We start from the raw sequence: 18,794 nt of genomic DNA, 5'->3' as shown, positions 1-18,794 counted from the left end.
ATTTTTGGGGAGATTTTTTTCCTTTCGTTGTATGCTCAACGACCTTCACACAACAAGCATTCATCTAAGGTTTCAAATGGAACGGTTCCTCCGCAACCACCCCAGATAAACTCTTTACACTCCTGATCAACCTCATCAAAATAAAACCGGCGGATGGCCGCGAAACAAGGTCCTGGTTCAGGTTCCAATTCACAAGGACTGTATATTAGAACTGCTTTTCCATCCTGACATTGAATTTGTGACGGCGGTGTGACCACCATACAATCTGAAATCAGACCCTCCCTTTCTATTCTCTCCCGAACCGCATCATTATATTGTTGCAGACGGCTTAAAAAGTCTACGGTATCTATTTGGGTTGAATAGGCAATGTACCCAGATGGTCCACCACAAGCTTTGGCACCTAATCCAGCGATGCGCCATTCTGAAATATCTTCACAAAGCACACTTTCTGAAAGCAGCTCCAGTGCTCTTAGCTGCTCTTGAAGTGCTGCTGTACCTTCATCATCGGACGAACAAGAAAATAACCCCAATGACATGAAAAGCACACATGCTATAAAAACCTGTAGTTCTTTCATTATTAATTCAGGCTTAAACTACTAATCAATCGAATCTCAGTTTCCAAGTACTCATATTGGTATAAGGTACCGTCACCCACCATCAACAATTGATCTTCCATAGGAATCACATCGAATGTAACAATGTCTTCAAAATGACTCAATTGCGGTAAATCAGGAACTTCACTTTTATCATAAACCTTTAATCCTGAACTTCCGTCACACACAAAGAGTTTGTCATCTTTAATACCAAGTCCGTAAGGTTCATCCATCGGATAAATCACCACAAGCTCTGGATTTGTCAAATCAGTAATATCTACAATGTAAAGACCACTTTCGGTGGCTCCACAAAAGTTTCCGCCTCTTAAGGTGACATACGCATAATTCTCATCTACCACAACGGGGTCACAGGCAGTTCCGTGCTGAAATTCGGAAACAAATGTCGGAGTCGCAGGATTGGCTATATTATAAATGTACATTCCGCGCATACTACCCAAAAACAAATGCTCTCCTCTATTAAAGATGGTTTCAATATCAAAACCTGCAAACACAGGATCTTGCACTACAGGTGCGTCTAGATTGGAAATATCAAAGATGTTGATATTATGACTATCGACAGCATATAAATAATTATCCACGATTTTGAATCGCGCCAAGGAACCTCCTTGACCGGTATCACCACCAGCATCATTGGCTGCTTCGGCAAAATCAACCAAAATATCATCCCTTTGTACCTCATCTATTCGTCTTCGCTCGGAAACCACTTCCCAACCGACCAAAACTTCGGTTTCATAGTCAATTTCTTCCCATTCAAAAATATCAGCGGCAGGCCAAATCACGTTTTCCCGTAATACATCTTCCAAGCGGTCTACCAATTGAATACTATTGATATCGGAAATATCTAGGATCACCAAATCGGTTAAACTATCGGCATACAAGAAATTGTCTTTTATTGAAATATCAACATTACCAGCTATGGTAATGAAGGATAACTTTTGTGGACTTGCAGGATTGGAATTGTCGATAACATGTACCCCCTTGAACTTATCATTGATAAAGATGTAGTCTTGATAGGCATAGATTTTGCCCGACTCCTCAATTGGTTGTGGGGTAATAATATCAACACTGTTTTCAAATTCTTCCTGAGTCATGACCAATGGTCTTGCGACCAAGAAGTCGGCAAACTCGCCTTCAGGTTCATTGTCGTCATTACAAGAGGTGAAGACGAAGAATAAGGCAAACACTAAAATTGGGGCATACTTTTTCATTTTGTTTAATTTAATTGATGGAAGTTTGTCTTAAAGAGGACTTTCGTTAAACAAAGTTGCGTGTTCGATTCTTAAAATTTTCCTGTCAATTTGTCATAAACCTTTAGGAAGGATTATCTTTGCCCTCGCAATTAACGAATGATGTCTCAGAGCACGACTACAGAAAAAATGATGGATGAAAGCATGCAGGGTTCCTCTTTGGAACTACATGCAAAGGCAGGAAACACCCGCAAGCTTTTTATTGAAAGCTACGGCTGTCAAATGAATTTTTCAGATAGCGAAATTGTAGCTTCCATTTTGGCCAAAGAAGGTTTTGATACTACTCAAAAACTTGAAGAGGCAGATTTGGTTTTGGTGAATACCTGTTCTATTCGAGAAAAAGCGGAACAAACCGTACGCAATCGACTGGTTCATTTCAATCGCTTGAAAAAAGAGAATCCCAATGTCAAAGTCGGCGTATTGGGCTGTATGGCTGAACGATTGAAAAGTAAATTCCTAGAGGAAGAGCAAATTGTAGACATGGTCGTAGGTCCAGATGCCTACAAGGACCTTCCTAACCTAATTCAAGAAATTGATGAAGGTAGAAATGCAGTCAATGTTATTCTTTCAAAAGATGAGACTTATGGCGATGTGGCCCCGGTTCGATTGAACTCAAACGGTGTTACAGCATTTGTGTCCATAACAAGGGGATGCGATAATATGTGCACCTTTTGCGTGGTACCCTTTACACGCGGTAGAGAGCGGAGTCGTGACCCAAAATCGATATTGGAAGAAGTGAATGATTTGTGGGAACGTGGTTTTAAAGAAATCACCTTGTTGGGCCAAAACGTGGATAGTTATCTCTGGTATGGAGGTGGACTCAAAAAAGACTTTGAAAAGGCCTCAGACATGCAGAAAGCAACTGCTGTAAATTTTGCCAGACTATTGCAATTGGTTGCGAAGGCACAACCAAAAATGCGTATTCGATTTTCAACATCCAATCCTCAAGACATGACTTTGGATGTTATTGAAACCATGGCCAAATACAATAACATCTGCAATTATATACACCTACCGGTACAAAGTGGTAGCAACCGCATTTTAAAGGCTATGAATCGCTTACATACCCGTGAGGAGTATTTTGAGTTGATTGACAATATCAAAAGAATCATTCCTGATTGTGCCATTAGTCAAGACATGATCGCAGGATTTCCAACAGAAACCGAAGAAGACCATCAAGACACACTTTCGTTAATGGAATATGTGAAATATGACTTTGGTTTTATGTTCGCTTATTCTGAAAGACCAGGTACCTTGGCCGCACGCAAGCTAGAAGACGACATTCCTGAGGAAACGAAAAAAAGAAGGTTACGCGAGATTATAGCTTTGCAGCAAGAACATGGCCTTTATCGCACCAAACAGCATGTTGGAAAAACGGAAGAAGTACTGATTGAAGGGACATCGAAAAAATCTGACGCCCATTGGATGGGTAGAAACTCACAGAACACTGTCGTGGTATTTCCAAAGGAAAACTATAAAGTGGGTGAATTCGTGAATGTTAAAATAAATGATTGTACTTCTGCCACACTGCTTGGTGAAGCGGTTGGTTACAGTGAGAACAATTAGAGATTCCCACCTCAGTGGGAATGATAAAAAGTGTAAATGGAGAACGTACAGGCAATAAAACAACGATTTGAGCTCATCGGTAATGATGAAAAATTCAATCGTGCATTGGGCAAGGCCATGCAAGTTGCCCCTACCGACATTTCAGTACTGGTAACAGGTGAAAGTGGTGTAGGTAAAGAATCGATACCCAAAATAATACATTCATTATCGCACAGAAAGCATGCAAAATATATTGCGGTCAACTGCGGGGCCATACCAGAAGGGACCATAGACAGTGAATTGTTCGGTCATGAAAAAGGAGCCTTTACTGGAGCGACCCAAACTAGAAGTGGTTATTTTGAAGTAGCCGATGGCGGTACCATTTTTTTGGATGAAGTTGGCGAACTACCATTAACCACCCAAGTTAGGTTGCTTCGAGTTTTGGAGAATGGAGAATTTTTAAAAGTAGGTTCTTCACAAGTTCAAAAAACCGATGTTCGAATTGTCGCCGCCACGAACATCAAAATGTTCGAGGCCATCAAGAACGAAAAGTTTCGAGAGGACCTCTACTATCGTTTAAGCACTGTTGAAATCAATATCCCACCCTTGCGCGAACGGCAGAATGACATTCACTTGTTATTTCGAAAATTTGCTTCAGACTTCGGTCAGAAATACAAAATGCCCACAATCAGGCTAACCGACGATGCCATCGATTTGCTTTTAAAATTCCGATGGCCAGGTAACATTAGACAATTACGGAATATTGCCGAGCAAATATCCGTTCTTGAAGAGAACCGTACTGTTAATGCGGCGGTACTGCACTCTTACCTCCCGGCCAGTGCTAGTTCCTCCAACCTACCTGCTGTTGTCGGTGCACAAAAAGCACAAGGTGACTTTAGCAACGAACGAGAGATTTTGTACAAGGTGCTTTTTGATATGAAGGGCGACCTGAACGACCTTAAAAAATTGACCTTAGAGCTGTTGAACAACAACGACACGAATAAGGTTCAAGAAGAAAATGAAACACTGATCCGTAAAATTTACGGTAATGGGGAAGAAGAGTTTGAAAAACAACCTGCTTCGGAAGCCGAAGTACTGCACTTACCTGAACCTATTTTAGAACAAGAAACCTATAGTAGACCAGAGCCAGAAGATCGCTATCATTTTGCTGAAGAAATTGAAGAAGAAGAGACGCTATCACTTCAAGAAAAGGAAATTGAACTGATTAAAAAGGCTTTGGAACGAAATCGAGGAAAACGAAAGGCCGCAGCCGCTGAGCTAGGTATTTCAGAACGAACACTATATAGAAAAATTAAGCAGTATGATTTATGATGGTAGCAAAATGAAAAAAGTAGTAGGGTTATTCGCCATTTGTTTTTTGGCGTTCTTCCAAAGCTGTGGAATCTATAATTTTACAGGAGGAAATGTTGGTACAGCCACCTCTTTTCAGGTGGATTTCTTCGAGAATTTTGCCGCACAAAATCCGGGCTCCACTTTTGAACCAGGTCTTGATAGGGATTTTACCAATGCGCTACAGGATCAAATTACTAACCTTACAAGCTTGAATCTTGCTAGTACTGATGCTGACTTGGTCTATGAAGGTGAAATCATTGAATATCGGGTCTCACCAATGACAGCAACGGCCCAGCAGACCGCTGCACAAAACCGATTGACGATGACGGTACAAGTCAGGTTTTTCAATAAAACCAAGGAGGATGCTGATTTTGACCAGCGCTTCTCCTTCTTTTATGATTTTCCTGCAACGACCCTCTTGAGTGCGATTCAGAGCGAAGCCCATGAAGAGTTATTTGAACGGATAACCCAAGATATTTTTAATGCCTCATTAGCGGATTGGTAGGATGAACGTCTCAAAGTTTTTGAACATATTAAAACACCCCGAGGAAGGACTTTCGGCTGAGACGACCAAAGAACTCGGAGAGCTCTTGAAAGAGTACCCCTATTTTCAAGCGGCACGAGCCCTTCGTTTAAAGGGATTGAAACATCAAGGCAGTTATAAGTACAACAGCGAATTAAAACGTACAGCCGCCTACACTACTGACCGCGAGGTCTTGTTCAAATTCATAACATCAGAGAGCTTCAATAAGAAAACTGAAACTCCAGCTCCTGTAACTGCTACACCTCCAGAAGCAGAACAAATAAGTTCGGAACTGACTACCCCAGACTTTGAAGTTGATCAATCGGCTAAGATTGAAGTGAACCATGAAGTGGTTGAAATCGAGGATACTGCCGAAGAACAATTGTCGATAGGCAAACCTTTGGAGTTCGACCTAAGCGAAAAACATAGCTTTTTAGAATGGCTGCAGCTAACCACCGAACGAAAAACAGAAGATGACCGCCCCGAGCCTTCCGAAACGAAAAAGAAGAAATTCGATTTATTGGATAAGTTCATTCAGAGCAATCCGAAAATAGTTCCGACAAAGAACGATAATGGTAAAGAGTTGGAAGTCAACATAAAAGAATCATTGAAGCTGGACAAGGAAGAAGTTATGACCGAAACCTTGGCCCGCGTTTATTTGGAACAGAAGAAGTATAAAAAAGCTATAAAAGCCTACGAAATATTACGTTTGAAAAATCCAGAAAAAAGTAGTTTCTTTGCCGACCAAATTAAAGCGGTCAAAAAACTGCAAAAAGCGAAGGACTGAACATGAATACGTTTACCATCTTTTTGATTCTGATTATAGTTGTCTGCCTATTGTTGGTTTTGGTCATTATGGTGCAAAACCCTAAAGGTGGTGGATTGTCATCTTCTTTTGGCGGCGGTGGCAACCAAATAGTTGGTGGTGTGAAAAAAACTGGTGACTTTTTAGATAGAAGTACTTGGACCTTGGCTACCCTTTTGATTGTATTGATCTTGTTATCGAACATTTCATTAAAAGGAAATTTCGGCCAGGCCGAATCAAGAGTATTGGATGGTGAGGATATTGAAACATCGGTACCTGAAACAATTCCGGAGGAAGTTCCAGAAGAAGTACCTGCTGACAATTCTACCAATCCTTTGGATACAATAAACTAAGACTAGCGCAAAAAATACTATAAATGCCAGCTTATAATGACAAGCTGGCATTTTTTGTTTTACAAGCTGTCAGTTTTTTGGGGATGGCATAATTTCTGCCAAAATGAAAACAGAATTTGAAAAAATAAAACTAAAAATCATAACAAATGGCTAACGTTAATATCAAACCATTGGCAGACCGCGTACTTGTCGAGCCGATGGCCGCAGAAACCACAACTGCCTCAGGCATCATCATTCCAGATACGGCCAAAGAAAAACCACAAAAGGGTAAAGTTGTTGCCGTAGGTCCTGGCACCAAAGACGAAGACATGACCGTTAAAGTGGGTGATTCAGTGCTTTACGGCAAATACTCCGGTACAGACCTTAAATTGGATGGTGTGGATTACCTCATCATGAGAGAGAGCGATATTTTGGCGATAGTTTAATCGCGAATTCCAAATAAACAAATCACAAAATCCAAAATATTCATTTCGACTGCCACCTTATTGGAATTTGAAAATTGAATATTGGAATTTTAATTTTTTTAAAAAATTTAAAAAATGGCAAAAGACATAACATTTGATATCGATGCAAGAGACGGCCTTAAAAAGGGTGTTGATGCATTGGCCAACGCTGTAAAAGTAACGTTGGGACCAAAAGGAAGAAACGTAATCATCAGCAAATCTTTCGGTGCTCCTCAAGTAACCAAAGATGGGGTTACCGTAGCAAAGGAAATTGAACTAGAAGATGCCCTTGAAAACATGGGTGCGCAAATGGTAAAAGAAGTCGCTTCTAAAACCAATGATTTGGCTGGTGATGGTACTACTACTGCAACTGTATTGGCCCAGGCTATTGTTAAAGAAGGGTTGAAAAACGTTGCTGCAGGTGCAAACCCAATGGACCTTAAAAGAGGTATCGACAAGGCTGTTGAAGCTATCGTTGCCGATTTGGCCAAGCAATCCAAAGAAGTGGGTGACTCTTCTGACAAAATCAAGCAGGTTGCCGCTATATCTGCGAATAACGATGATGCCATCGGTGATTTAATCGCCCAAGCATTTGACAAAGTAGGTAAAGAAGGCGTTATCACTGTTGAAGAAGCCAAAGGAACCGATACCTACGTTGACGTTGTAGAAGGAATGCAGTTTGACCGTGGGTACTTATCACCTTACTTCGTAACCGATTCTGAAAAGATGATCGCTGAATTGGAGAGCCCATACATCTTGTTGTTCGACAAGAAGATTTCTTCAATGAAGGATTTACTTCCGGTTCTTGAGCCTGTTGCCCAGTCTGGCAAGCCTTTATTGATCATTGCTGAAGACGTTGACGGTGAAGCATTGGCTACTTTGGTAGTAAACAAATTACGTGGTTCATTAAAGATCGCTGCGGTTAAAGCCCCAGGTTTTGGTGACCGTAGAAAAGCAATGTTGGAAGATATTGCCATCTTAACCAACGGAACCGTAATCTCTGAAGAAAGAGGTTTTACCCTTGAAAACGCAACTATTGATATGTTGGGTACTACTGAGCGCGTAACCATCGATAAAGACAACACGACAATAGTAAACGGTTCTGGTGCTGCTGATAATATCAAGGCTCGTGTAAACCAAATCAAGTCGCAAATAGAAACGACAACTTCTGATTACGACAAAGAGAAGTTGCAAGAGCGTTTGGCCAAATTGGCCGGTGGTGTTGCCGTACTTTATGTAGGTGCTGCTTCAGAAGTTGAAATGAAAGAAAAGAAAGACCGTGTTGACGATGCATTGCATGCTACCCGTGCTGCCGTTGAAGAAGGTATCGTTGCTGGTGGTGGTGTTGCCTTGGTGCGTTCCAAATCAGTTCTTGACAAGGTTAAAACCGAGAACGATGACGAAGCCACAGGTCTACAGATTGTAGCACGTGCTATCGAAGCACCGCTGCGTACCATCGTTGAAAATGCTGGTGGTGAAGGTTCTGTAGTTGTTTCTAAAGTATACGAAGGCAAAGGAGACTTTGGTTACGATGCCAAGTCTGATGGTTATGTAGAAATGATGAAAGCTGGTATCATTGATCCTAAGAAAGTGACCCGTGTTGCTTTGGAAAATGCCGCTTCGGTTTCTGGTATGATTTTGACCACTGAATGTGCTTTGACTGATATTAAAGAAGACGCTCCTGCTATGCCTCCAATGGGGGGTGGCGGAATGCCAGGCATGATGTAAGGAGGTAGCACCGACAAGCGAGTATTTTAGCTTGTTTTTGGATAATAGTTTAAACGCCCTGATAAATCGGGGCGTTTTTTTGTTGGGTTGGGCTTTAAGCTATGGATTTAGGTTAGAACAAAGTATTGCAGTAATGCTCGATTATGTTTTATTAGTTCTTTTTGTCCGAACTACTAGGGTCAAATCCGTAATAAAAATTGTTCAGTTGTCCATTTGAACTTTGAAGACCAACAATATCCATTATTTCTTGAAAGTAAAGAAGAATACGTTCTCTATCTTCTGAATCATATCCAAGTTCCATTTCGGGGAATTTTAAGAGTCCTATTCTGATTGCTTCCTGATATTTTTCATTGGTAGGATTATTTGATTCTGAGATTTTTTTAAAATCTAATGCGACCTCATTTATTTTTTGAGTTAAAATGGGTCTGAGTTTTTCATCTGAAATATTTGGGGAATAATTTTCGGCGTAGAACTTTTTCTTAGCCATAAACTCCACAAATTTTTCATGAGCATTTTCAGGTGTTGTCATTATTGTAGGATTTTGAGCATAGGCGGATAGGGTTAAAAACAGAACTATTAGTCTTAAGCAGTTCTTATTTCCTTTGGAGTTTTTATCCATTATGTGTAAAATTTCCCGAATCTACGAATCTTCATAATGCTTTTATAAATGTTAAGGCAACAAGGGTTAAGATCACGAATATCTATATAAATATGGTATTACAACACCAACATAGCAATCGCCATTAAAAGCATAATCGCATTTTCAATAAAAGTTGCCTCTGTCATCGGCAGGTTTAGGGCGGTACCTAAACAGGCGCAGCGAATACTCTTTTTGTCTAATAGGGTTTTGGTTACCCCGATGGTGGTGATGCCCAAGATAATTATGGTGACAATCAGTGCCAATTGAATTTGAAACCGCATCAAAAAAAGTAATCCCAAACCCAATTCTAAAAAGGGATAAATCCAACCATAAGCTGGTAGAACTTTAGCCAATGGGTCGTACATTTTAAAACTCTCGGGAAAACCCTTTAAATCCAAAAATTTAAAGAAGCTAAATACGATATAGAAGAGCCCCATAAAATCAAGCATGGCCTCTTGCATTGACCACTCCTTGTAATTCAACAAGATGGCTGCCCCAAAAAGGTAGGCAAATATCAAGAACAGGGGTTTTAACTGTTGCAGTTTGCTTTTGGTCACTGGAGCATCCGATACCTGAAGAGGCTCTTGGTTTTCTTCAATAGTATATTTTGATGGCAAAGCACCTCTAAGTTCAGCAAGTGAGAGAGGTCGATTTGCATTGATTTCAGCTTGAGCCTTCTCCAAATCGACCTGAACCTTTTCAACACCTTCAATTGAATTCAGTTTTTCCTTTACAGAACTGACACAGCCCATACAGGTCATTCCTGAAACCTGGTAGGTTTTGACCATTAGCGCTGGTGTTTCATAGCATCATGGTCTTCGATGTCGCGATAACGGCAACAGGCATGAACTTTTTCATAGGCCTTTTGAGTTGCTTTCAATTCTTTGGAGTCATGGCCAGCTTCTGCCAAAGCCATTTTAACGGCCATAGGATTGGTCTTGCGCTCATCAATTACCAATACCAATTCATGGGATGGAATATTCCAATCGGCAAACTTTACACCAGAAACGTCAAGTGCCGCTTTTTCAATACGCATTTTACACATTTGGCAAACGCCATCAACTTCAAAACTTAGTTTTTTATTCTTGCTTTGCGCCATAGTGAAATTGGTCACCATAGCTATACATATAATTGCTATTATTTTTTTCATCTTATTAATTCTTAGATTTTTAGTCGTAATCCTAAATAAAACATACGACCCATAATTGGGGCATATACTATTGTAGTATCAAAATTTGGTCCAAAAGGATCATTTGCTCCTAAAACAGGATTATTTTGAGTGACTTTGGTCAAATTTTCCCCTCCCAAATATACCTCAAACTTGTCTGAAAATACTCGGGTAGCCTGCGCATTCATTAGCGCATAAGCATCAACAAAGTCGCCTAGCTGTAAAGGTCCTGGGTTAGCCTCTGTACTTGGTAATCGCTGCTCACCAACAGCATGTAGTGTATAATCAAACTTCCATTGGCTGCCATTTTCTTTGGCTTCTGTAATATATTCCACATTGGAGAAGAATCTGTTTTGGGCCAATAAAGGTTTTTGTAATAGCCCAGTTTGGTATTGGGTCTTTACATCATAGAATTTATAGGCCGAACGCATTTTAAGTCGTTCCAATGGTTCAAAATTCAATTCCACCTGCAAACTATTGGCATAACTTTCGCCGTCTAGATTAGAAAACGTAACTTCTCTGGGATTCTCCCAATCGACCACCACTTGGTTTTCAAAATCAGTACGGTAAAAATCCACAGTAAAATCAGCTTGTCGACCAAATAAGTCAAAGCCCTGTAAAAAACTTAAGCCAAAATTCGTGGCCTTTTCAGGGTCAAGACCATAAATACTGCCCCCCGAATTCACCAAATTAATCCGTCTTGAAGAGCCAAACAAACGTTGGTTCTCAGCAAAGAAATTAGGAGCCCTGCGCCCTATACCAAATGAACCACGAAGACTACCACGTTCCCATGGGGTATACCGTACATGAAGGCGTGGGGTAATAAACTCACCCAAACGATTATGACTATCAAAACGAAGCCCAGCTGTTAAACTCAACTTTTCAAGGTTGGTATAGCTGTATTCAAAAAACCCTCCAAAAGAACCATCAGTTCTAGCATAGTTCACATTGTTCACCAATTCATCATAATCGTCAACCGCAACGGTTAGTCCAGTTTTGAACTTGTGCTGGGTATTCCCGATAATCGAATTAAAAATTAAATTTGAGTATGCACTTTGATGGTCAATATTGTATTGGTTTGGACCAAAATAAGATTCCTGGTTATGGGTACTGTACGATGCTTGAAAACCTATACTTTGAAAGGGCAGGTCTGGAAAAACATACCCCACCTTTACCGAAGAATCAAACCTACGCGTATCAATTTCACTGCCCCAAATTCCGTTACTGAACCTGTCTTGGTCGGGCTCAAAACCCTCTTGCCCTAATTGCTTGTCGTCAGTTAAATATCTAAAGTTGATAAAACTGACCCAACCGGTTTCAGCATTTTGAAATTGCCAACGGTTCATGATATTGATTTGATTCGCTAAAGGGGCATCCAAAAAGCCATCTCCATTGTTATCGACTTCAATATCACGCCTATTCGTATGAAAATACAAGCCTGTACTCCATTTGTCAGAAAGTATTTTATTAAAGTGGGTATTCAACTCCAACCGACCGTTGCGATTGCCATATAGGTTTAAGAACAAGGGTTGGTCCGTCAAAGGTTTCACCAATTCAGCATTTATCTGCCCCGATATACTCTCATACCCATTGACCACACTGCCAGCTCCTTTGGTGATTTGAATGCTCTCGACCCAAGTACCTGGTGTAAAGGTCAAACCAAATGTTTGCGATGCTCCCCTGACCATGGGAATATTCTCTTGTGTAATCAGCAAATAAGGACTGGTCAATCCTAACATTTCTATCTGCTTCGTACCCGTTAACGCGTCGTTGAAATTTACATCGATAGATGGATTGGTTTCAAAGCTTTCCGAGAGATTACAACAAGCCGCTTTGAGCAATTCAGCACTATTGATGGTTACTATATTCTGTGAACTAAAATAGGTTTTCTCCAGTGCTTCACGTTGCTGCTCTAGCACGACCTCATCCAATTCGTTGGCAGGCTTCAACCAATGATGAACCATCTTCGGTTCCTTAATTGTCAGGGTATCGGTTTTAAAACCAACAAAACTGATGACCAACTTATTGTATTCCTTGCTATACGGAATAGCAAAGAGACCGTCTTCGTTTGTTATGGTACCAATGGGCGAATTCAACCAATACACATTAGCTCCTGCCAAGCCAATATGCTTGCCTTCGGAATTGGCTTCCATAACCATGCCCTCAATTTTATCTTGAGCACTGATGAAATTGATACTTATTATTGTGGAAATAAGTAAACCGTAAACTGTTTTCATTGAAATTAGATTTGATAACTACTTCTTTTTTGTCATTCCTGCGAAAGCAGGAATCCAATTTGAAGGGTTATATCAAATCAAAAAGACCTCGTAAACAAGGTTTAAATCCTCAACTATCAGTGGCGGAGGATGTATTTGTTCTGGAGCGGAATTTTTCTCGGGAAGAAGATTTATTTGAAAGCTTGATTGTAAAAAGCTCACAACAAATACCTGTGCCCCTAGGGAAAGTTGTTCCCAACTGAGTTTTAAGTCATCTTGCCCCTCAATAGTAAAGGACTCATCATCACAACAGTTGTTTTCTCCCTTTTTGTCCAACACCTTCATAGCCATCTCCATTCCACAGTCTTCGGCAGGAACAAAGAATGAGGTATCCATTACACGGCCCATGCAAAGGTGTTTGTCTACAGTCCAAGAGACAGTTGATAATAGTACAAGTAGTGCTAAAAAAGGGGATACTATTTTGTGTGTCAATGACTTCACGATGCAAAGATACTTTATAATCAGATTCGCAATATGGTCTTTAACACTTCATTTGAGAGGCGTCTTTCAAAAATTCTTAGCTTTAAGAAGACACTGATGGAATGAAAACACGACTTTTTCTTGCTGCCTGGCTTTTTACCCTTCAATTTTATGCCCAAGCAGAAAATACTGCTGTTCAGCAATTGGTCGAAGACTATAAGGATTATTTTAAGACCGCCCGAAAAAGTGTGCATTTGCATTTAAACAAAACCGTCTTTTTCACAGGGGAGCACATTTGGTTCAATGCTTATGTTCTTGAACATTCCAAAAATTTACCAAGTAAGGAAGATGAGTTCATTTACGTTGACCTTATAGATGGCGAAGGCAAAGTCATAACTCGCAAAACCATTCTTTTTAGCGAAGGAAAAGCAAGTGGCGACATCTTTCTGACAAACACGCTGAATTCCGGATTGTACTTTTTACAAGTGTATACGGCCGCTATGCAAAATTTTGAAGAGGACAATTCAACGAAATACCCCGTTCTGATAAAGAACAATACAACCGCCGATTTCGTTTCTTTTGATTACAGAATGAAAATGGACGAACCGTTAATCAAAATTACCGCAGAGAGCGGGCAACTTTTGGCCGGGGTATTTAACAAATGTATCGTTAGGGTACTTGATAGTGCGGGAGTTCCTATGGTTGCAGATTCCGCATTTTTGGTTGGTAAAAAAAATAAAAAAATCTCTGAAATAAAATTGAACGAGAATGGATTCGATGTATTCACCTTCTTGCCAGATTTCGGCACTGACTATAAGTTGAAATTATACAAAAACGGCAATTTAACCTCTGAAAAATTACCTGAAATAAAAAAGAACGGGGTTTCCTTTTCTATTGCCAGAAACCCCTATAAAAATGAGCTTGCAGTTCAGGTTTTTGATATCCGAAATAATTCTAATCGGCCTGAATCGAAATTAACACTGCTTGTTCACAAAGACCAAAATATTAACGGATTTTCATTAGGCGAACCAAAGACCAAATTTGATTTCAAAATCAACTATGATGTGCTTTCTAACGGTATGAATGAACTTACCATAGTGGATGGCAATGGTCAAATTCTTGCCAATCGTTTTCTTTTTCACAGTGATAATCTACAACTAAAGAAATACAATGTCAACAACAAAAAGAGAACTACCGATTCCGTAGCGCTTGCACTCAAACCTCTTATGACCAAGAAGAGAACTGAGAGTCTAAGTATCTCTATTTTGCCCGCGAAAACAAGAACCCAAGAATTCAGAAAAAAAGCGCTATTTGCACTCTACCTCGAGCCGCATTTTAAAAATGCCGAATGGCGTGATTTATGGGCAAAAGAAATTGTTTCGTATGAAGACTTAAACTTTATGGATGAGATTTCAATTTTGGCCCAACCGAAGTACAGTTGGAATACCATTTTGAATAAAAATTTGGTAGTACCAGAACCCAATTCCTACACGGCGACAATTGAAGGGGTGGTTGAGCCACGAGACAAAACAATTAAACCAAAAATGGTTGTACTTTATTCTAAAAGCAACGAACTTCTTCTCAATTCTGAGGTCATCGATTCAAAATTTCAATTCAAAGATTTAGCATTGGAAAAAGGCAGCAAGTTAAATCTGTCACTTATTGCCCAAAACGGCAAACCTTACAAAGCCAATTTTAGCTATGCCATCAAACCGGTTATTGAAAAATTTAGACACCGCTTTAGTACAAACGATATTCATGAATCTTCGAAATTCATTAACGAACAAAATCCACTTTCAAACAATGGAAGCGACACCCAAAACCTGGAAGAAGTAGTGGTAACGGCAAAACGACTAAAGTATCAACGATTTTTTCCGACGTATCAAGCCACCAAAATTGATAGTACGCTAACCAAAATGACAATAGGTGATTTTATGCAGCGACAAGGGTTCATTCCAATTTTGATAAGTCCAATGTGGCGTGACAGAAGGGCGGGCACCTTGCAATTGGCCAAGAGGAACAATAGGTGTGGCACTGTTTTCCCAGCAATAGTATTTGATGGTATCTATGATGAATTCTTGGACCCCTATAAAGATATTAGTTTGGAATATGTGGACGAAATTTACTGGGACCGACCTGGCGCCTGCGGAATGATCATTGTTGTTTTTACAAATGATAAATTTAAAAACAGACCTAAGTCCGATAAACAAATTACTAGTGAGGAAATTTTAGTTGATAGAGGGTTCGATCCACCTTCACGATTCAAAAGACCTGATTATTTTGAAACGAGTATTTCAAGCTTTAAACACTTCGGAATATTAGGTTGGCAATCGATTTCCAATCGAAATGATACTATTCCTGAATTTAAGGTTCCCTTTGAAAGTGAAGAAGAAATCTTGGTCATTATAGAAGGATTCTCTGATTCCGGAACCATAATCTCTGAAAACCACTTGGTTTCTTTGAACTAAAAAAGTTGTAAGTAATCAAAGAATATATCGACTTTTACCCTTCAAAAATTTTTAAATGTTCGAAGCCCTAAAATCATCGGTTGAAGAAATACTACAATCAAACAAGACAGCAGAAGATAAGATGCTTGCCATTTGTCAAGCTTTACAAGATGCGGTCGACTACTACGATTGGGTCGGTTTTTACTTTAAGAATGGGAACAAACGTGAGCTGAAATTAGGCCCTTATGTTGGAGAACCTACAGACCACACCATTATTCCTTTTGGAAAGGGAATCTGTGGTCAAGTTGCAGAAAGCAATCAAAACTTTGTGGTGCCTGATGTAGCGGCGCAAGACAACTATATTGCTTGTAGCCTGACTGTCAAATCTGAAATCGTAGTTCCCTTATTTAAAAATGGGGAGAACATTGGGCAAATTGATATTGATAGCAATACCCCTGACCCCTTTTCTGAAGAAGACGAACGTTTTTTGGAATGGGTCAATGCAAAAGTGGCCGAGATTCTTTAAAACTTACATGGTTTTGTTAATAACACAATAAAAATCCTCCCCTTAAAAAAAGTATTTTTGGAGCTTAATTTTTCCGCAAAAGCATCATGAATACTTCTAAAAAAGCCACCTCGGCACTTATCTCCGTTTTCCATAAAGATGGTCTGGAACCGATTGTCAAAAAATTACATGAATTAGGCGTCACTCTTTACAGCACAGGCGGTACAGAAAAATTTATCAAAGATTTGGACATCCCTGTACTTGCAGTGGAAGAGGTCACTAGTTATCCTTCGATTTTAGGTGGTCGGGTTAAAACACTTCACCCGAAAGTATTTGGGGGCATTTTGAACCGACAGGACAACCCATCTGACATGGCTCAAATGAAGGAATACCAGATTCCGCAATTGGATATCGTTATTGTGGATTTATATCCTTTTGAAAAAACCGTAGCCAGTGGTGCATCAAATCAAGATATTATTGAAAAAATTGATATCGGAGGTATATCATTGATTCGTGCGGCTGCAAAAAATTACAAAGACGTTCTTTGTGTTTCTTCTATGGAGGACTATGAGGAATTTTTAAATATTATTAATGAAGGTAATGGTGAAACCACCTTGGAACAACGTCAGCGTTTTGCCTCAAAAGCCTTTAATGTTTCCTCGCATTACGATTCCGCCATATTCAATTATTTCAACCAAGACCACGAGCTGGCCGCTTTAAAACTAAGTGAGACCAAAGGTCAAGTACTTCGGTACGGAGAAAACCCGCATCAGAAAGGGTTCTTCTTTGGTGATTTAGAAGCAATGTTCGATAAATTACATGGTAAAGAACTATCCTACAATAATTTACTTGATATTGATGCTGCGGTTAATTTGATGGAGGAATTCAAAAACGACGATCCAACTTTTGCCATTTTAAAACACAACAATGCCTGTGGTTTAGCCACAAGACCAACGATAAAACAAGCGTATGTAGATTCCCTCGCTGGAGACCCGGTATCTGCCTTTGGAGGAATCTTAATCAGCAATACCGAAATTGACAAAGCAACCGCTGAAGAAATACACCAACTGTTCTGCGAGGTGGTCATTGCTCCCTCCTATTCTTCTGATGCACTCGAAATTTTAAAAGGAAAAAAGAATCGGATAATTTTAATTCAGAAACCAGTTGCACTACCCCAGATGTTGGTGAGAACCTGTTTGAACGGAGCCCTATTGCAAGAAAAAGATGCTAAGACCGATTCGCAGGTTGATTTGACCCAGGCAACCGACAAAAAACCAACAACTGCAGAATTGGAAGACTTGTTGTTTGCATCCAAGATATGCAAGCACACTAAGAGCAATACAATCGTACTGGCAAAAAACAAACAGTTGTGTGCCAGTGGAACAGGCCAAACTTCAAGAGTAGATGCATTGAACCAAGCCATTCACAAAGCAGGCCACTTTAACTTTGAATTAGAAGGTGCGGTAATGGCCAGTGATGCGTTTTTCCCATTCCCAGATTGTGTGGAAATTGCACATAAAGCAGGTATTGCAGCAGTGATTCAACCAGGAGGCTCCATAAAGGACCAGTTAAGCATTGATTACTGCAATGAAAACGGACTTTCGATGGTAATGACTGGCACTAGGCATTTTAAGCACTAATTTCACTACTTTTGCCGTTATTTTACAATAATTAAAACAGCCAAACTATATGGGATTCTTTGATTTCATGACGGAGGAGATAGCGATTGACCTAGGTACGGCAAACACCCTCATAATTCATTTGGATAAAGTAGTGGTCGATAGCCCTTCTATTGTGGCCCGTGACCGCATGTCAGGTAAAATCATTGCGGTTGGTCGTGAGGCCAATATGATGCAAGGAAAAACCCATGAAAATATTAAAACCATCCGCCCATTAAAAGATGGGGTGATTGCTGATTTCGATGCTTCGGAAAAAATGATAAACATGTTTATCAAGAACATTCCAGCCTTGAAAAAGAAGTGGTTTCCACCTGCACTGCGAATGGTCATCTGTATACCGTCAGGTATTACCGAAGTTGAAATGCGCGCTGTACGTGAATCTGCAGAACGCGTTAATGGAAAAGAGGTTTATTTGATTCATGAACCAATGGCGGCTGCCATAGGTATTGGTTTGGATATAATGCAGCCCAAGGGTAATATGATTGTTGATATCGGAGGTGGTACTACTGAAATTGCAGTTATCGCCTTAGGGGGAATTGTGTGTGACAAATCGGTTAAGATTGCAGGTGATGTTTTTACAAATGATATCATCTATTACATGCGTACGCAGCATAACCTTTATGTTGGTGAGAGTACGGCAGAGGCAATCAAAATCGAAATAGGTTCAGCTACCGAAGATCTGCAGTCACCACCTGATGATAAACAAATTCAGGGAAGGGATTTATTGACAGGAAAACCAAAACAGGTATCCATCTCTTACCGTGAAATAGCAAAAGCACTTGACAAGAGTATTCTTCGAATTGAAGATGCAGTAATGGAAACCCTTTCGCAAACACCGCCAGAACTTGCAGCTGATATATACAACACAGGTATTTACATGGCCGGTGGTGGTTCGATGTTACGAGGTCTGGATAAGCGCCTGTCGCAAAAAACCGACCTGCCAGTTTATATTGCCGAGGACCCCTTACGAGCGGTAGTACGTGGTACAGGAATTGCCTTGAAAAATATTGAGCGTTACAAGAACATCCTTATAAAATAGTCATCCTAT

The 18,794-nt window shown here is 40.1% G+C and carries 18 protein-coding genes; 11 read left to right on the top strand and 7 right to left on the bottom strand.

Going from position 1 to position 18,794, the window contains the following annotated elements:
* Nucleotides 1–35 precede the first annotated feature (35 nt).
* Both HCU67_RS16605 and HCU67_RS07140 read right to left on the bottom strand, forming a co-directional pair.
* Nucleotides 36–575 (bottom strand): BPTI/Kunitz-type proteinase inhibitor domain-containing protein, encoded by a 540-nt coding sequence (locus HCU67_RS16605; protein WP_246865714.1) that lies wholly within the window; start codon nt 573–575, stop codon nt 36–38.
* A 2-nt stretch (nt 576–577) separates the two neighbouring features.
* Nucleotides 578–1,822, bottom strand: a complete 1,245-nt coding sequence (locus tag HCU67_RS07140; RefSeq protein WP_168551871.1) for an LVIVD repeat-containing protein — start codon at nt 1,820–1,822, stop codon at nt 578–580.
* Nucleotides 1,823–1,960: 138 nt separating this feature from the next.
* On the opposite strand from HCU67_RS07140, the gene miaB reads away from it, so the two are divergent.
* From miaB to groL, 7 genes are all read left to right on the top strand, one after another.
* On the top strand, nt 1,961–3,427 hold the full coding sequence (gene miaB / locus HCU67_RS07135) for a tRNA (N6-isopentenyl adenosine(37)-C2)-methylthiotransferase MiaB (RefSeq protein WP_428046924.1): 1,467 nt from the start codon (nt 1,961–1,963) through the stop codon (nt 3,425–3,427).
* Nucleotides 3,428–3,463: 36 nt separating this feature from the next.
* Nucleotides 3,464–4,738 carry a sigma-54 interaction domain-containing protein gene (locus HCU67_RS07130; RefSeq protein ID WP_168551869.1) on the top strand — a complete coding sequence of 425 codons (1,275 nt, stop codon included), beginning with the start codon at nt 3,464–3,466 and terminating at the stop codon, nt 4,736–4,738.
* Between the two features lie 10 nt (nt 4,739–4,748).
* Nucleotides 4,749–5,264 carry an LptE family protein gene (locus HCU67_RS07125; RefSeq protein ID WP_168551868.1) on the top strand — a complete coding sequence of 172 codons (516 nt, stop codon included), beginning with the start codon at nt 4,749–4,751 and terminating at the stop codon, nt 5,262–5,264.
* A 1-nt stretch (nt 5,265) separates the two neighbouring features.
* The gene (locus HCU67_RS07120; protein ID WP_168551867.1) at nt 5,266–6,069 is read left to right on the top strand and encodes a hypothetical protein; all 804 of its coding nucleotides are present in this window, start codon (nt 5,266–5,268) and stop codon (nt 6,067–6,069) included.
* Between the two features lie 2 nt (nt 6,070–6,071).
* Nucleotides 6,072–6,440 (top strand): preprotein translocase subunit SecG, encoded by a 369-nt coding sequence (secG, locus tag HCU67_RS07115; protein WP_168551866.1) that lies wholly within the window; start codon nt 6,072–6,074, stop codon nt 6,438–6,440.
* A 146-nt stretch (nt 6,441–6,586) separates the two neighbouring features.
* A complete protein-coding gene (locus HCU67_RS07110) occupies nt 6,587–6,865 on the top strand; it encodes a co-chaperone GroES (RefSeq protein ID WP_168551865.1) in 279 nt (92 codons plus the stop codon).
* Nucleotides 6,866–6,979: 114 nt separating this feature from the next.
* Nucleotides 6,980–8,611 carry a chaperonin GroEL gene (groL, locus tag HCU67_RS07105; protein ID WP_168551864.1) on the top strand — a complete coding sequence of 544 codons (1,632 nt, stop codon included), beginning with the start codon at nt 6,980–6,982 and terminating at the stop codon, nt 8,609–8,611.
* A gap of 151 nt (nt 8,612–8,762) precedes the next feature.
* On the opposite strand, the gene HCU67_RS07100 is transcribed toward groL, so the two are convergent.
* From HCU67_RS07100 to HCU67_RS07080, 5 genes are all read right to left on the bottom strand, one after another.
* The gene (locus HCU67_RS07100; RefSeq protein WP_210423643.1) at nt 8,763–9,230 is read right to left on the bottom strand and encodes a DUF4844 domain-containing protein; all 468 of its coding nucleotides are present in this window, start codon (nt 9,228–9,230) and stop codon (nt 8,763–8,765) included.
* 98 nt (nt 9,231–9,328) lie between these two features.
* Nucleotides 9,329–10,039: a heavy-metal-associated domain-containing protein gene (locus HCU67_RS07095; protein WP_168551863.1), complete on the bottom strand. Its 711-nt coding sequence runs from the start codon at nt 10,037–10,039 to the stop codon at nt 9,329–9,331.
* Nucleotides 10,039–10,401, bottom strand: a complete 363-nt coding sequence (locus HCU67_RS07090; RefSeq protein WP_168551862.1) for a heavy-metal-associated domain-containing protein — start codon at nt 10,399–10,401, stop codon at nt 10,039–10,041. Before HCU67_RS07090 ends, HCU67_RS07095 begins: the two co-directional genes overlap by 1 nt.
* Before the next feature lie 11 nt (nt 10,402–10,412).
* A complete protein-coding gene (locus tag HCU67_RS07085) occupies nt 10,413–12,656 on the bottom strand; it encodes a TonB-dependent receptor (protein WP_168551861.1) in 2,244 nt (747 codons plus the stop codon).
* A gap of 72 nt (nt 12,657–12,728) precedes the next feature.
* Complete coding sequence (locus HCU67_RS07080; protein WP_428046917.1) at nt 12,729–13,136, bottom strand: HYC_CC_PP family protein; 408 nt, start codon at nt 13,134–13,136, stop codon at nt 12,729–12,731.
* Nucleotides 13,137–13,237: 101 nt separating this feature from the next.
* Between HCU67_RS07080 and HCU67_RS07075 the strand changes: the two genes are divergently transcribed.
* The 4 genes from HCU67_RS07075 to HCU67_RS07060 all read left to right on the top strand — a co-directional run bounded on the left by HCU67_RS07075 (nt 13,238) and on the right by HCU67_RS07060 (nt 18,785).
* Nucleotides 13,238–15,583, top strand: coding sequence for a hypothetical protein (locus tag HCU67_RS07075; protein WP_168551859.1), 2,346 nt, complete (start codon nt 13,238–13,240; stop codon nt 15,581–15,583).
* 55 nt (nt 15,584–15,638) lie between these two features.
* Nucleotides 15,639–16,088: a GAF domain-containing protein gene (locus HCU67_RS07070; RefSeq protein ID WP_168551858.1), complete on the top strand. Its 450-nt coding sequence runs from the start codon at nt 15,639–15,641 to the stop codon at nt 16,086–16,088.
* Between the two features lie 86 nt (nt 16,089–16,174).
* Entirely contained in the window at nt 16,175–17,707 is a 1,533-nt protein-coding gene (purH, locus tag HCU67_RS07065; RefSeq protein WP_168551857.1) for a bifunctional phosphoribosylaminoimidazolecarboxamide formyltransferase/IMP cyclohydrolase, read from the top strand.
* Nucleotides 17,708–17,756: 49 nt separating this feature from the next.
* Complete coding sequence (locus HCU67_RS07060; RefSeq protein ID WP_168551856.1) at nt 17,757–18,785, top strand: rod shape-determining protein; 1,029 nt, start codon at nt 17,757–17,759, stop codon at nt 18,783–18,785.
* Nucleotides 18,786–18,794 lie beyond the last annotated feature (9 nt).

The organism is Croceivirga thetidis, assembly GCF_012272815.1.
Classification (GTDB): Bacteria; Bacteroidota; Bacteroidia; order Flavobacteriales; family Flavobacteriaceae; genus Croceivirga; species Croceivirga thetidis.
Note: the sequence above shows the minus strand (reverse complement) of the source record. Positions and strands in the feature narration are given on the sequence as shown.